General features: G+C 72.5%; 13 protein-coding genes. All 13 read left to right on the top strand.

Annotated features, from left to right (window positions below):
* Positions 1 to 32 precede the first annotated feature (32 nt).
* The 13 genes from rpoZ (at position 33) to J2Y42_RS14515 (ending at position 12,896) form a co-directional block, all read left to right on the top strand.
* Positions 33 to 293 (top strand): DNA-directed RNA polymerase subunit omega, encoded by a 261-nt coding sequence (gene rpoZ / locus J2Y42_RS14575; protein ID WP_018191197.1) that lies wholly within the window; start codon positions 33 to 35, stop codon positions 291 to 293.
* A gap of 82 nt (positions 294 to 375) precedes the next feature.
* Positions 376 to 1,698, top strand: coding sequence for a bifunctional phosphopantothenoylcysteine decarboxylase/phosphopantothenate synthase (locus tag J2Y42_RS14570; protein WP_309860362.1), 1,323 nt, complete (start codon positions 376 to 378; stop codon positions 1,696 to 1,698).
* Positions 1,699 to 1,759: 61 nt separating this feature from the next.
* Entirely contained in the window at positions 1,760 to 2,953 is a 1,194-nt protein-coding gene (gene metK, locus J2Y42_RS14565) for a methionine adenosyltransferase (protein ID WP_018191195.1), read from the top strand.
* 2 nt (positions 2,954 to 2,955) lie between these two features.
* The gene (locus tag J2Y42_RS14560) at positions 2,956 to 5,037 is read left to right on the top strand and encodes a primosomal protein N' (protein WP_309859968.1); all 2,082 of its coding nucleotides are present in this window, start codon (positions 2,956 to 2,958) and stop codon (positions 5,035 to 5,037) included.
* Positions 5,038 to 5,125: 88 nt separating this feature from the next.
* Positions 5,126 to 6,067, top strand: coding sequence for a methionyl-tRNA formyltransferase (gene fmt, locus J2Y42_RS14555; RefSeq protein ID WP_309859966.1), 942 nt, complete (start codon positions 5,126 to 5,128; stop codon positions 6,065 to 6,067).
* Positions 6,064 to 7,530 carry a transcription antitermination factor NusB gene (locus tag J2Y42_RS14550; RefSeq protein ID WP_309859964.1) on the top strand — a complete coding sequence of 489 codons (1,467 nt, stop codon included), beginning with the start codon at positions 6,064 to 6,066 and terminating at the stop codon, positions 7,528 to 7,530. Before fmt ends, J2Y42_RS14550 begins: the two co-directional genes overlap by 4 nt.
* 9 nt (positions 7,531 to 7,539) lie before the next feature.
* Complete coding sequence (rpe, locus tag J2Y42_RS14545) at positions 7,540 to 8,232, top strand: ribulose-phosphate 3-epimerase (RefSeq protein WP_309859962.1); 693 nt, start codon at positions 7,540 to 7,542, stop codon at positions 8,230 to 8,232.
* Between the two features lie 105 nt (positions 8,233 to 8,337).
* On the top strand, positions 8,338 to 8,601 hold the full coding sequence (locus J2Y42_RS14540) for a phosphoribosyl-ATP diphosphatase (RefSeq protein ID WP_018191190.1): 264 nt from the start codon (positions 8,338 to 8,340) through the stop codon (positions 8,599 to 8,601).
* A 66-nt stretch (positions 8,602 to 8,667) separates the two neighbouring features.
* Positions 8,668 to 9,507: an ATP phosphoribosyltransferase gene (gene hisG, locus J2Y42_RS14535; RefSeq protein ID WP_309859959.1), complete on the top strand. Its 840-nt coding sequence runs from the start codon at positions 8,668 to 8,670 to the stop codon at positions 9,505 to 9,507.
* Entirely contained in the window at positions 9,507 to 10,271 is a 765-nt protein-coding gene (gene hisF / locus J2Y42_RS14530) for an imidazole glycerol phosphate synthase subunit HisF (protein WP_018191188.1), read from the top strand. The genes hisG and hisF overlap by 1 nt, the downstream gene beginning before the upstream one ends.
* Positions 10,268 to 10,651, top strand: a complete 384-nt coding sequence (gene hisI, locus J2Y42_RS14525; protein ID WP_309859957.1) for a phosphoribosyl-AMP cyclohydrolase — start codon at positions 10,268 to 10,270, stop codon at positions 10,649 to 10,651. The genes hisF and hisI overlap by 4 nt, the downstream gene beginning before the upstream one ends.
* Positions 10,648 to 12,180: an anthranilate synthase component I gene (locus J2Y42_RS14520; RefSeq protein ID WP_309859955.1), complete on the top strand. Its 1,533-nt coding sequence runs from the start codon at positions 10,648 to 10,650 to the stop codon at positions 12,178 to 12,180. The genes hisI and J2Y42_RS14520 overlap by 4 nt, the downstream gene beginning before the upstream one ends.
* Positions 12,177 to 12,896, top strand: coding sequence for a Trp biosynthesis-associated membrane protein (locus tag J2Y42_RS14515; RefSeq protein ID WP_309859953.1), 720 nt, complete (start codon positions 12,177 to 12,179; stop codon positions 12,894 to 12,896). Before J2Y42_RS14520 ends, J2Y42_RS14515 begins: the two co-directional genes overlap by 4 nt.
* Positions 12,897 to 12,961: the final 65 nt, after the last annotated feature.

Here is a 12,961-nt window from a genome sequence, read left to right as displayed (position 1 = left end):
CAGCGCCCGATCGCCCAGAGCAAGGAGCATCCATGGCCACCAGCAACAACGGCATCATCGACCCGCCCATCGACGACCTCCTGTCGCGCGTCGAGTCCAAGTACGCGCTCGTGATCTTCGCGTCCAAGCGGGCCCGTCAGATCAACGACTACTACGCCGACCTCCACGAGGGCAGCCTGTTCGACAACGTCGGCCCGCTGGTCGACTCCTCCGTCGACGACAAGCCGCTGTCGGTCGCGCTCCACGAGATCAACGAGGACAAGCTCGTCCTGAAGCCGATCGCCGCCGAGTAAGACAGAGGCAGAAGACAACACCGCAGGACGACCGCAGCCGGGAGGCCCCGGCCCAGGAGAGGTGCCGCCGTTGAGCCCACGATTGACCATCGTCGTCGGAGTGACCGGCGGCATCGCTGCGTATAAAGCCGTCGGTGTCATCCGCGCCCTGGTCCTCGAGGGTCACTCGGTGCACGTCGTCGCGACGGAGGCCGCTCTGCGGTTCGTCGGGCGGCCGACGCTCGAGGCCATCAGCCGCAATCCGGTCGCGACCGACCTGTACGAGGGCGTCGCCGAGGTCCGGCACGTGGCGATCGGCCAGTCCGCCGACCTGATCGTCATCGCCCCGGCGACGGCGAACACCATCGCCAAGCTCGCCGCCGGCCTGGCCGACGACCTGCTCGGCAACACCGTCCTCGCCTCCACCGCGCCGCTGGTCATCGCGCCCGCGATGCACACGGAGATGTGGCGGAACCCGGCCACGGTCGCCAACATCGCCACCCTGCGGAGCCGCGGCGTCACGGTCGTCGGGCCGGCCAGCGGTCAGCTGACCGGCGCCGACTCCGGTCCCGGCCGCATGGAGGAGCCGGAGGTCATCGTCCGGGCCGCCCTGCGCGCCGCCGGGGCGATGCCGCGCGCGGTCGAAGCTCCCGCTCACGCGCCCGCCGCCCTCCCCGCGGGGTCCGCGGCCGAGGCCCCCGCGGTGAACGACGTGGTGGTGCTCTCCGAGCGCCGCCGCGCCAACGAGGCCGCCCGGCGCCCGCGTGGCGGCGTGGACCTCGCCGGAAAGCGCGTGGTCATCACCGCCGGGGGGACGCGCGAGCCGCTCGACCCCGTCCGCTTCCTCGGCAACCGGTCGAGCGGTCGGCAGGGCGTCGCCATCGCCAGCGCCGCGCAGGCCCGCGGCGCCGATGTCGTGCTCATCGCCGCGCATCTCGAGGTCGAACCGCCGGAGGGTGTCGAGCTCATCGAGGTGCAGACGGCGCTCGATCTGCAGGAGGCGGTCGAGGAGGCCGCCCGCGCCGCCGACGTCGTCATCATGACGGCGGCCGTCGCCGACTACCGTCCGGCCGAGACCCGCGAGGCCAAGATCAAGAAGTCGGACCACGGCGACACCCTGACGCTGGAGCTGGTGGCCAACCCCGACATCCTCGCCGGGCTCTCCGCGCACAAGCGCGACGACCAGGTCGTCGTCGGGTTCGCGGCCGAGACCGAGCCGGACCCGCAGGCCCTCATCGAACTGGGCCGCACCAAGCTCGCCGCCAAGGGCAGCGACTTCCTCGTGCTCAATCAGGTGGGCTGGTCGCAGGGCTTCGCAACGGAGAGCAATGAGGTCGTGGTCCTGCGCAAGGGCGGCGATATAGTGATGGAGGCCTCGGGCAGCAAGCTGTCGGTGGCCGACCGTATCCTCGACGTCATCGCGTGAACAACGCTCGCGCCGGAGGAATCCGGTCGTGAGACAAGCGCCCCGTCGACCAGGGAGAACAATGGCAGATCTGCGTCTCTTCACGTCCGAGTCCGTCACGGAAGGGCACCCGGACAAGATCTGCGACCAGATCTCCGACAGCATCCTGGATGCGCTGCTCACCGTCGACCCGCACAGCCGCGCCGCCGTGGAGACCCTCGTCACCACCGGTCTCGTGCACGTCGCCGGCGAGGTGACCTCGAACGGCTACGTCGAGATCCCGGCTCTCGTGCGCAACAAGCTGGTCGAGATCGGGTACGACTCGTCCGACGTCAGCTTCGACGGCACCCAGTGCGGTGTCTCCGTGTCGATCGGCGCGCAGTCTCCCGACATCGCGCAGGGCGTGGACAACGCCCTCGAGACGCGCGCCGAGCAGAGCCACGACGACCTCGACCGCCAGGGCGCGGGCGACCAGGGCATCATGTTCGGCTACGCCACCACCGAGACCCCGCAGTACATGCCGCTGCCGATCTGGCTCGCGCACCGCCTGGCGGAGCGCCTCGCGTCCGTCCGCAAGGACGGGACGCTCGATTACCTGCGGCCCGACGGCAAGACCCAGGTGACGATCGGCTACGAGGGCGCGGTGCCGAAGTCGGTGCAGACGGTCGTGCTGTCGACGCAGCACGCCCCGCAGGTCTCCAACGAGCAGCTGCAGGCCGAGGTGATCGAGGAGGTCATCAACCCGGTGATGCACGCCGCCGGGCTCGAGACCTCGCACATCCGCACCCTCATCAACCCGACCGGACGCTTCGAGATCGGCGGCCCCAAGGGCGACGCGGGCCTCACCGGCCGCAAGATCATCGTCGACACCTACGGCGGGGCCTCCCGCCACGGCGGTGGCGCGTTCTCGGGCAAGGACCCGTCGAAGGTCGACCGTTCGGCGGCCTACGCCATGCGCTGGGTGGCGAAGAACGCCGTCGCCGCCGGCCTCGCCGACCGGCTCGAGGTGCAGATCGCCTACGCGATCGGCAAGGCGGCGCCCGTCGGGCTGTACGTCGAGACGTTCGGAACCGCGAAGGTTCCGGAGGAGCGCATCATCGGCGCGATCCGCGACGTCTTCGACCTGCGACCGGCCGCGATCATCCGCGACCTCGACCTGCTGCGTCCGATCTACGCCCGCACGGCCACCTACGGGCACTTCGGCCGCGAGCTCCCCGAGTTCACCTGGGAGCGGCTCGACCGCGTCGACGACCTGCGCTCGGCCGCGGGGATCTAGCGGTGGCGGCGGCCGGACGGGTCGCCCGGGTGGTCCTCGACTCGCCGCTCCCGCAGCTCGACCACCTCTTCGACTACAGCATCCCCGAGGAGCTCGCCGCCGACGCGCAGCCGGGCGTGCGTGTGCGCGTTCCGCTGCGCTCGGCCGGCCGTGTCGCCGACGGCTACCTGGTCGAGGTGGGCGAGCCGGACGACGGGTACGACGGGACATTGAGCCCGCTGGAGGCAGTCGTCTCGCCCGCCCAGGTGCTTACGCCCGGCGTGTGGCGACTGGCGCGGCGGCTCGCGGATCGGAGCGCCGGCACGGCGAGCGACATCCTGCGGCTGGCCGTCCCCGGCCGGATGGTACGTGTCGAGAAGGCGTGGCTCGCGGCCCGCGCCGCCGCCGCCGACGCCGACAGCTCCGGAGTTCTTCCTCCCGACACGCCGTCGCAGGGGCGAAAAACTCCGGAGCCGTCGGCGGCGGTCGTGGCGGTGCGCGGGTACGGAGAGCGGGTGCTGGAGGATGCGGTCGCGCGCGACGAGCGGATAGCGCTCCGCGCCATCCCGCGCCTCGTGCCGCTGCCCGACGGCACCTGGGTCGGCGAGTGGGCGGTCACCCTGGCGGCTCTGGCAGCCGACTGTTGGCGCGGCGGCCGCACCGCGATCGTCGCGGTGCCCGATCACCGCGACCTCGAGCAGCTGGCCGCAGCACTCGCGGTCACCGCTCCCGCGCACGCGGTCGTGCGCGCCGACGCCGGGCAGGCGAACCCCGACCGGTACCGTGGGTTCCTGGAGGCGCTCTCCGGCCCGCGCATCGTCATCGGCAACCGCTCGGTCGTCTACGCCCCCGCCGAGCGGCTCGGCCTGATCGCGGTGTGGGAGGACAGCGACCCTCTGCACGCCGAGCCGCTGAGCCCGTACGTGCACACGCGGGATGCCGCCCTCGTCCGGCAGGAGCTCGAGGGCTGCGCTCTGGTGCTGAGCGGCAACATCCGCAGCGTGGAGGCACAGCGCCTGGTGGAGCTCGGCTGGCTGCGCGACATCGCGCCGGAGCGCATCCAGACCCCGAAGGTGGTGCTCACCGCCAACCAGCAGGCGCCCGAGCCGATGGCCCGCGCCGCGCGCATCCCGTCGACGGCGTGGCGCGCCGCCCGCGAGGCGCTCAACGGCGAGAGCGGACGGCCGCGCGGCCCGGTGCTCGTGCAGGTCGGGCGGCCGGGATACGCTCCGGTGATCGCGTGCGCGAACTGCGGGCAGGCGGCGCGGTGCATGAACTGCAAGGGCGCGCTGCACCAGACGCGGGCGGGCTCGCCGCCGTCGTGCACCGTCTGCGGCCGGCTCGCGACCGACTGGCAGTGCGAGCACTGCGAGCACCGGCGGTTCCGGCTGGTCACGGTCGGCTCGGGCCGCACCGCCGAGGAGCTGGGGCGTGCGTTCCCCGGCACGCGCGTCATCCTCGCCGACGGCGACCACCCCGTGCAGCGTGTCGGGTCGGCGCCCGCGCTCGTCGTCGCGACCCGCGGCGCCGAGCCGATCGCCGAGGGCGGGTACCAGGCGGTGCTGCTGCTCGACGGCGAGCGGATGCTGGCGCGCGAGAGCCTGCACGTCGCCGAGGACTGTCTGCGCTGGTGGCAGAGTGCCGCCGGGCTCGCCGCTCCCGGCGCCCCGACGGTCCTGGTCGGCGTCGGGGGACCGTTGGCGCGCGACTTCGCGACCGGCCGCCTGGTCGAGTTCGCGCACGAGGAGCTGGTGGACCGCCGCGAGCTGCGCTTCCCGCCCGCGGTGCGTCTCGCCTCGGTCACCGGGTCGGAGGCTACCGTGACCGAAGTGCTGGATGCGGTGGATCGCTCCCTCCTCATCGACGTCCTGGGGCCCGCGCCGGTGGAGGCGGAGGGTCCGTCGGCCCGCGCCGCCCGCTCGGGACCCGACCTCGTGCGCGCCGTGCTGCGGTTCGAGTACGCGCATGGCGCCGACGTCGCGGCGTCCGTCCGTGCCGCCGTCGTGAAGAACGCGACGCGCCGTCGCCGCGCCCCGGCCGGACGGCCGGGCTACCGTCCGGCGCCGACGCTGCGGGTGCGCTTCGACGATCCCGAGATCCTCTAAGAGCACCCCCGGCTGCCGCCGCTCGCGGCCGTTCGTGAGCTGCGCAGAGTAGGCTGGGTCGCCGTCCCGAACCGAAAGAACCTTCTCCATGCGCATCGTCTTCGCCGGAACGCCGGCCGTCGCCCTCCCGTCCCTGGAGGCCGTCGCGGCGCGGCACGAGGTCGTCGCCGTCGTCACCCGTGAGGATGCGCCGCTCGGCCGCAAGCGCGTGCTGACGCCGTCGCCCGTCGCGCAGGCCGCAGAGCGTCTCGGGCTGCCGGTGATCAAGGCGAACCGGCTCGGCGACGACGTGACCGAGCGCATCGCCGCCCTTCAGCCCGACCTCGGCGTGGTGGTGGCGTACGGCGGCCTGGTGCGCGAGCCGCTGCTGTCGCTTCCGCGCCTGGGCTGGGTCAACCTCCACTTCTCCCTGCTCCCGCGCTGGCGGGGCGCCGCGCCCGTGCAGCGCGCCGTGATCGCCGGGGACGCCGAGACCGGCGCGGCGGTCTTCCATCTCGTGCCGGAGCTCGACGCGGGGGATGTGTACGCCGAGCTGCGGCGTGCCATCGGCCCGGATGAGACGGCCGGCGAGCTGCTCTCCGCCCTGGCCGAGGAGGGCGCGGCCCTGCTGGCCGACATCGCCGACGCGCTGGCCGCGGGCACGGCCGTCGCAACGCCCCAGGCGGGGGAGGTGACGCTCGCGCCGAAGCTGACGCTCGAGGACGCACGGCTCGACCTGACCGAACCGGCCGAGCGGGTCTACGCGCGGCTGCGTGGCGTGACGCCCGAGCCGGGCGCGTTCGTGCTGCTGGACGGCGAGCGGTTCAAGGTGCACGAAGCGCGGACGACCGACGGTGAGGAGCCCGTGGCGCCCGGCGCGGTCGAGCTGCGCGGCAAGCGGGTGCTCGTCGGGACGGGGACCGCTCCGCTGGAGCTCGTCACCGTCCAGCCGGCCGGCAAGCGCGCGATGCACGCCGCCGACTGGCTGCGCGGAGTCGCCTCCGCGTCCGCCTCCGCCGCTGCCGGATCGACCGGGGTGGTGTTCGCATGAACGCGCCGCGCGACGACCGCAATCGCGACCGCAGCCCGGGCCGCCGGGACGACCGGCGAGACGACCGCCGGCCCCGCCCCCGTTCGGGCCCGCCGCAGACCCGCGTCCAGCCCGCCCGCCAGGTCGCCCTCGACGTGCTGCAGGCCGTCAGCGACTCCGACGCCTACGCCAACCTCCTCCTTCCGACGCGCATCGCCCGCGCCGGGCTCTCCCCGGCAGATGCCGGCCTCGCCACCGAGCTGACCTACGGCACGCTGCGCATGCAGGGCTACTACGACCGGGTCATCGCCATCGCCGCAGGCCGCGAGGTCGACCGGATCGACCCGCCCCTCCTCGACGTGCTGCGGCTGGGCGCGCACCAGCTGCTGTCGATGCGCGTCCCGTCGCACGCGGCGGTCAACGAGTCGGTCGGGCTGGCGCGCACCGTCGGCAGCCGCTCGGGCACCGGCTTCGTGAACGGCGTGCTGCGCGAGATCGGCCGCCACACTCCCGACGAGTGGCGGGAGGAGGTGGCGTCGCGGGCGAAGAACGACGACGACCGCCTGTCGGCGCTGCACTCGCATCCCGTCTGGGTGGTCCGCGCGCTGCGCCGGTCGCTCGACGCCGAGGGCCGGGTGGAGGAGTTGGAGCAGCTCCTGGAGGCCGACAACACCGCGCCGCGGGTCAACCTCATCGCGCTGCCCGGGCTCGTCGACAAGCCGGACGACGCGCGCGACGACCGCTTCTCGCCTCCCGGCTTCACGGTCGGCGGCGGCGACCCGTTCGGGATCGTCGAGAAGACCGAGGGTCGCATCCGCGTGCAGGACGAAGGCTCGCAGCTGGCCGCCCTCGCGCTGACCCGCGCGGAGCCGGTGCGACCGGGGGAGCGCTGGCTCGACCTGTGCGCCGGTCCTGGCGGCAAGGCCGCGCTGCTCGCCGCCGAGGCGCTGAGCGGCGGCGCGAGCCTGGTCGCGAACGAGCTGGTCCCCGCCCGCGCCGAGCTGGTGCGGCGCGCGCTCGCTCCGGTGCCGCTGGAGGTGCCGGTCTGGGAGCTGGACGGCACGGTCGTCGGCGCCGAGCATCCCGAAGCGTTCGACCGCATCCTGCTCGACGCCCCGTGCACCGGGCTCGGCGCGCTGCGTCGTCGACCCGAGGCGCGCTGGCGCAAGAGCCCGCGGGATGTCAGCGAGCTGACCGCGCTGCAATCCGCCCTGCTCGACTCGGCGATCGCCGCGCTGAAGCCCGGCGGCCTGCTCGCCTACGTGACCTGCTCGCCGCACCTCGCCGAGACCCGCGGGGTCGTCGCCGACGCGCGCGAGCGTCATGGCGACCTGCTCGAACCGCAGGCGACCGCCGACACCCTGCAGTCCCTCGCCGTCGACCGGCTCGACCTGGCGAGCGACGGAGACACCGTCCAGCTGTGGCCGCACCGCCACCTCACCGACGGGATGTTCATCGCACTGCTCCGCAAGCGCTCCGCCTAGGCTGGAGCCATGGCTTCGACCCCTTCCGCCGACCGGATCGACCCGCGCGTCCGCATCAACCCCAGCATCCTGGCCGCGGACTTCGTCAACATGCAGAGCGAGGTGGAGCGTATCGCGACCGCCGACCTGGTGCATGTCGACGTGATGGACAACCACTTCGTCCCGAATTTGACGTTCGGGCCGCAGATGGTGGGCCGCATCCAGGATGTGAGCCCCATCCCGCTCGATGTGCACCTGATGATCGACGACCCGGACCGTTGGGCGCCCGGGTATGCGGAGCTCGGGGCGTACTCGGTGACCTTCCACGCCGAGGCCGCGCACGATCCCGTCGCGCTGGCGCGCCGCCTGCGGTCGATCGGCGCGCGGGCGGGCATCGCGGTCAAGCCGGGCACCGGCGTCGAGCCGTACCTCGACCTGCTGGAGGAGTTCGACCAGGTGCTGGTCATGACGGTGGAGCCGGGATTCGGCGGGCAGTCGTTCATGCCGGAGACCATGCCGAAGCTGAACGCGCTGCGGCAGGCCGTCGAGGCGCGCGGTCTCGACGTGTGGCTGCAGGTGGACGGCGGCATCACCGAGGAGACCATCGTCACGGCGGCCGCGGCCGGGGCGGACACGTTCGTGGCGGGCTCCAGCGTCTTCCACGGAGAGCCGGCGGACCGCATCGCGGCCCTCCGTGCCGCCGCGCTGCCGCACCTCCACTGACCCGAAGCCGCCGCGCATTCGTGCCGAATGTGCGGAATCAGCGCGGCATACCGCACATTCGGCACGAATGTCTGACCGGCTCGGGCGGACCGGTACGCTGGAGGGGTGAAAACCTTCGACGACCTCTTCGCCGAACTCGCGCAGAAGGCGCAGGACCGCCCGGAGGGCTCCGGCACCGTCCGCGAGCTCGACGCCGGCGTGCACGCCATCGGCAAGAAGATCGTCGAGGAGGCCGCCGAGGTCTGGATGGCCGCCGAGTACGAGTCCGACGAGGCCACCGCCGAGGAGATCTCGCAGTTGCTCTACCACCTGCAGGTCCTGCTGCTCGCGAAAGGCCTGACGCCGGCCGACGTGTACCGACATCTGTGATGGACCAGCCTTTCCGCCGTACCTAGGCCCATCCACTCGTCCGATCACGTCACGAAAGACCTGCGAATGCTGAAGATCGCCGTCCCCAACAAGGGCTCCCTCTCCGAGACCGCGGCGCAGATGCTGCACGAGGCCGGCTATGTCGGCCGCCGCGACCCGAAGGAGCTCATCGTCACCGACGCCCGCAACGGCGTCGAGTTCTTCTATCTGCGCCCGCGCGACATCGCCACCTACGTCGGCTCCGCCGCGCTCGACGTCGGCATCACCGGCCGTGACCTGCTGCTCGACTCGGGCTCACCCGCCGCCGAGATCAGCGCCCTCGACTTCGCCGCGTCGACGTTCCGGTTCGCCGGCCCCGCCGGCGTGTTCGCCGAGCTGGCCGACCTGGAGGGCAAGCGCGTCGCGACGAGCTACCCGGGCCTCGTCGGTGCGTTCCTTGGCGAGCACGGCGTCAGCACCTCCCTGATCAAGCTGGACGGCGCGGTCGAGTCGGCCGTGCGGCTCGGCGTCGCCGACGCGGTCGCCGATGTCGTCGAGACGGGTTCCACCCTCCGCAAGCAGGGGCTGGAGATCTTCGGACCGGTCATCCTCGAGTCGGAGGCCGTGCTCATCTCGTCCCCGTCGCCGGCCGCCGGGGTCGACACGCTGGTGCGCCGCTTGCAGGGCGTCATGGTCGCCCGGCAGTACGTGCTGATCGACTACAACCTCCCCGTCGCGCTGCTGGAGAAGGCGGTCGCCCTGACGCCGGGCGTCGAGTCGCCGACCGTCTCTCCGCTGGGAGAGCCGGAGTGGGTGGCCGTCCGCGTGATGATCAAGCGCGAGCAGACCAACCACATCATGGACGACCTGTACGAGCTGGGCGCCCGCGCCATCCTGGTCACCTCCATCCACGCTGCGCGGATCTGATGAGCGTCGCGGTCCGGGTGATCCCCTGTCTCGACGTGGCCGCGGGCCGCGTCGTGAAGGGCGTGAACTTCCAGAACCTGCGCGACCAGGGCGACCCGGTCGAGCTCGCCCGGCGGTACTTCGAGCAGGGCGCGGACGAGCTGACCTTCCTGGATGTGACGGCGACCGTCGACGACCGCGCCACCACGTACGACGTGGTGCGGGCGACGGCCGAGCAGGTCTTCATCCCGCTCACCGTCGGCGGCGGCGTGCGCAGCCCCGAGGACGTGGCGAAGCTCCTCGGCCACGGCGCCGACAAGGTGGGTGTCAACTCGGCCGCGATCGCGCGCCCGGAGCTGATCTCCGAGATCGCCGCCCGGTTCGGCGCGCAGGTGCTGGTGCTGTCGCTGGATGTGAAGCGCTCGGCCGCGACGCCGTCGGGTTTCGTGGTCACGACGCACGGCGGCCGAACGGAGACCGACCTCGACGCCCTGGAGTGGGCGGCGCGCGCGATCGAGCTGGGCGCGGGGGAGCTGCTGGTCAACTCCATCGACGCCGACGGCACCAAGGAGGGCTTCGACCTGGAGCTCATCCGCGAGATGCGCGCCCTGAGCAGTGTTCCCGTGATCGCCTCGGGCGGTGCGGGTGCGCTGGAGCATTTCGTTCCGGCCATCCAGGCGGGAGCCGACGCCGTGCTCGCGGCGAGCGTGTTCCACCAGGGTGAGCTGACGATCGAGCAGGTGAAGGACGAACTGGCCGCGGCCGGGATGGAGGTCCGCCGATGAACGCGATGACGACCGATGCGGTGCTGGAGCGCATCCGCTTCACCGACACCGGGCTGGTGCCGGCGATCATCCAGCAGTGGGACACCCGCGAGGTGCTGATGATGGGGTGGATGGACGCGGAGGCGTTCCGCCGCACCATGAGCGAGGGCCGGGTGACGTTCTGGTCGCGCTCCCGCAAGGAGTACTGGCGGAAGGGCGACACGTCCGGGCACGTGCAGTACGTGAAGGGCGCCGCGCTCGACTGCGACGGCGACACCCTGCTGGTCACGGTCGAGCAGGTCGGCGCGGCCTGCCACACCGGCACGCGCACCTGCTTCGACGCGGATGTTCTTGAGCCGGTCGTGGGCGCGAGCCCCGAGATCGAGGCGGCCGACCTGTGATCGACACCGTGGGCGGCACGACGACCCGGAGCGCCTTCGACGGACTCGTCGGCGACCACCGCGTCGTCCCGGTGATCCGCGAGCTGTTCGCCGACGGGGAGACCCCGGTGGGCATCTACCGGAAGCTCGCGGCAGGCCGCCCGGGCACCTTCCTGCTGGAGTCCGCCGAGCAGGGCGGCATCTGGTCGCGCTTCTCGTTCGTCGGCGCGTCGTCGTTCGGCGTGCTGACCCAGGACGGCGACGCCGTGAACTGGCTTGACTACGGCCTGCCCGCCGAGCGCGCGCTCGGCACGGCGGCCTCGCTCCGGCCGCTGGAGGCTCTCGCGGCGCTGCATGCGCGCTGGCAGACCGCCCGCATCCCGGGCCTCCCTCCGCTCACCGGCGGTCTCGTCGGGTTCATCGGCTGGGAGGCGATCCGGCAGATCGAGCGCCTGCCCGACGCCCCGCCTGCCGATGTCGACGTGCCCGGCCAGGCGCTCGCCTTCGTGGCCGACCTCGTCGTCGTGGACCACCGCACCGGCACCGTGAAGCTGGTCGCCAACGCGCTGGCCGACGGCGTCGCCGCCGCGGACGCGCTGTGGGCGGATGCGCAGGCGCGTCTCGACCGCATGCAGCGCGAGCTCGCGCAGCCCTCCGAGGCGTGGTTGGAGGACGTCGACCTCGGCATCCCGGCCGAGCCGATCTCCCGCACGCGCCGCGAGGACTTCCTCTCGTCGGTCGTCACGGCCAAGGAGCGCATCGTCGACGGCGACATCTTCCAGGTCGTCATCTCGCAGCGCTTCGAGTTGGAGTGCACGGCCCCCGCGCTCGACGTCTACCGCGTGCTCCGCGCGCTCAACCCGAGCCCGTACATGTACCTGCTTTCTCTCGAGAAGCCGAGCGGAGAGCCGTACCAGATCGTGGGCTCGTCGCCCGAGGCGCTGGTGAAGGTGCAGGAGGGACGCGCGTTCACGCATCCCATCGCCGGATCGCGTCCCCGCGGTGCGACGCCGGAGCAGGACCTCGACCTGGAGGCGTCGCTGCTCGCCGACGACAAGGAGCGCGCCGAGCACCTGATGCTCGTCGACCTCGCCCGCAACGACCTGCTCAAGGTGTGCGAGGCGGGTACCGTCGAGGTGACGGAGTTCATGCGCATCGAGCGGTTCAGCCACATCATGCACATCGTGTCGTCCGTCGAGGGCGACTTGTTGCCGGACGCGACGGCGATCGACGTGTTCCGCGCGACGTTCCCGGCCGGAACGCTCTCGGGCGCGCCGAAGCCGATGGCGCTGCGGATCATCGACGAGCTGGAGCCCATCCAGCGCGGTGTGTACGGCGGCGTGATCGGGTACTTCGACTTCGCCGGGGATGCGGACCTCGCCATCGCGATCCGCACCGCCACGATCATGGACGGCGTCGCGCGGGTGCAGGCCGGCGGGGGACTGGTGGCCGACTCGATCCCGGAGAACGAGTTCCAGGAGTCGCAGAACAAGGCGGCGGCCCCGCTGCGCGCCGTCGCCGTGGCGAACGCCATGAAGCGCGTGCTGTGAGGGTCGAGAGCGTGAACGGCCGCCGCGTCAAGTACTCCACGATGCTGCTCCTCCTCGTGGGGAGCGGTCTCGCGCTGCTGGCGGCGACCCAGACGTGGTTCACGATCACGCTGACCGACACGGCCGAGCACTCCACCACGATCAGCGTGGCGGGATCGGTCGCCGCTCCCGCGCTGACGGCCCTGTCGCTCGCGGGGCTGGCATTGACGGCCGCGCTGGCGATCGCCGGTCCGGTCTTCCGGATCGTGCTCGCGCTGCTCGGGCTGCTGCTCGGCGTCTCCGTGCTCATCTCGGCGATCAGCGCGGTGTCGGATGCGGTGGGCGCGTCGTCCTCCGCGATCACGACGGCGACCGGCGTGGCCGGCGACTCCTCGATCCGCCGCCTGGTGCACTCGTCCGCGATCGAGCTGTGGCCGTGGGTGGCCCTCGTCGCCGGCGTCGTCATCATCCTGGCGAGCGCAGCGGTCGTCGTCTTCTCGCGGCTCTGGCCCGGCCCGTCGCGCAAGTACCAGACCCGCTTCGCCGGGGAGGACGGGCGCCCCGCCGACGAGCTCTTCGCCGCTGACGAGGAGCCCACCGACGACGCCGAGGCCCGCGCCGCCGCCGAGGCGCCGCCCGCCGACGCGCCCGACTCCGCGACCCCCACCGCCCTCGACCGCGACGCCGCGATCGACAGCTGGGACGACCTCACCCGCGGCGACGACCCGACGCGCTGACATCGGCGGGGGAGGCGCGCCCACTAGACTGGGGGCGTTCCAAATTCCCGTGCGCGCCGGGCGGC

Source organism: Leifsonia sp. 1010 (assembly GCF_031455295.1).
Lineage (GTDB): Bacteria > Actinomycetota > Actinomycetes > Actinomycetales > Microbacteriaceae > Leifsonia.
Note: the sequence above shows the minus strand (reverse complement) of the source record. Positions and strands in the feature narration are given on the sequence as shown.

Coding starts and splice junctions, on each gene's coding strand:
- rpoZ (WP_018191197.1), top strand. CDS start 33: ATGGCCACCAGCAACAACGGCATCATCGACCCGCCCATCGACGACCTC.
- rpe (WP_309859962.1), top strand. CDS start 7,540: ATGGCTTCGACCCCTTCCGCCGACCGGATCGACCCGCGCGTCCGCATC.
- hisI (WP_309859957.1), top strand. CDS start 10,268: ATGAACGCGATGACGACCGATGCGGTGCTGGAGCGCATCCGCTTCACC.
- hisG (WP_309859959.1), top strand. CDS start 8,668: ATGCTGAAGATCGCCGTCCCCAACAAGGGCTCCCTCTCCGAGACCGCG.
- metK (WP_018191195.1), top strand. CDS start 1,760: ATGGCAGATCTGCGTCTCTTCACGTCCGAGTCCGTCACGGAAGGGCAC.
- hisF (WP_018191188.1), top strand. CDS start 9,507: ATGAGCGTCGCGGTCCGGGTGATCCCCTGTCTCGACGTGGCCGCGGGC.
- fmt (WP_309859966.1), top strand. CDS start 5,126: ATGCGCATCGTCTTCGCCGGAACGCCGGCCGTCGCCCTCCCGTCCCTG.
- J2Y42_RS14550 (WP_309859964.1), top strand. CDS start 6,064: ATGAACGCGCCGCGCGACGACCGCAATCGCGACCGCAGCCCGGGCCGC.